At 72.6% G+C, this 1,059-nt stretch carries 1 protein-coding gene; it reads left to right on the top strand.

The features are described from left to right. Window positions 1-736 (top strand): NPP1 family protein (locus tag ACOV8S_RS27130; protein WP_448321019.1); only part of this gene is annotated, 736 nt, incomplete at its 5' end. Window positions 737-1,059 lie beyond the last annotated feature (323 nt).

Here is a 1,059-nt window from a genome sequence, read left to right as displayed (position 1 = left end):
CCTCGGCGGCGCCCTCGTGCTGCTGCTCGCCGTCGCCGGGCCCGCCCAGGCGGCCCCGCCCGCCGCCCTGCCGGTGAACGCCACCCCGCTCGAGCTGCGGTTCCAGCCCGCGCTCGACTACGACAAGGACGGCTGCTACTCCACCCCGGCCATCGGGCCCGACGGCTCGCTCAACGGCGGCCTCAACCCCACCGGCGCCCTCAACGGCAACTGCCGCGACGACTTCGACCTGGGCAACACCAACGCCTACTCCCGGGCCACCTGCAACAACGGCTGGTGCGCGGTGCTCTACGGCCTCTACTTCGAGAAGGACCAGGCCCTCGCCGGCACCAGCATCGGCGGCCACCGGCACGACTGGGAGCACATCGTGGTGTGGGTCGAGCAGGCCACCGACGCCGCCCGCTACGTGGCCACGTCGAACCACGGCGACTTCACCGTGCACAGCCGGGACCGCATCCCCTGGGAAGGCGCCCACCCCAAGGTCGTCTACCACAAGGACGGCATCAGCACGCACTGCTTCCGGGCCGCCACCGCGAACGACGAGCCGCCGGAGAACCACCGGGGCACCTGGCAGTACCCGGCGCTGGTCGGCTGGAACGGCTACCCCGCCGGGCTGCGCGACAAGCTCGCCCAGGCGAACTGGGGAAGTGCCAACTTCGGTCTCAAGGACAGCAGTTACCTCTCCCATCTGGAGAAGGCGAAGCCTGCGGGCATCCCCTTCGTGCCGGCGCTCTGACCTTGCGGACGTGGCCCGGCCCGGCGGCCGACGGCGCCCGGGCCGCGCCCCTGTCAAGCAGGTGACGGTGCGACACCCCGCCCACCACCCGGTGGGCGGGACGACGCGCCCATGTGACGGCGTGTCCGCTCCCCGTCGGCGCACCCGGAAGGCGACCGGTGCCGCATGTCATTACTTTCCGGGCATGAGATCATTTCTGAGACCGCCGTCGGCGCGCCGCGGCATCCGACGCCGTGTCGGATGCGCCCTCGGCGTGGCCGGCATGGTGGCGGCGGGTCTGGGCATCGACACGGCGGCCCAGGCGCAGCCGGCCGGTGTCCCCC

It is taken from the genome of Streptomyces sp. CO7 (assembly GCF_053474865.1).
This window is presented reverse-complemented; position numbering and strand designations above follow the sequence as displayed.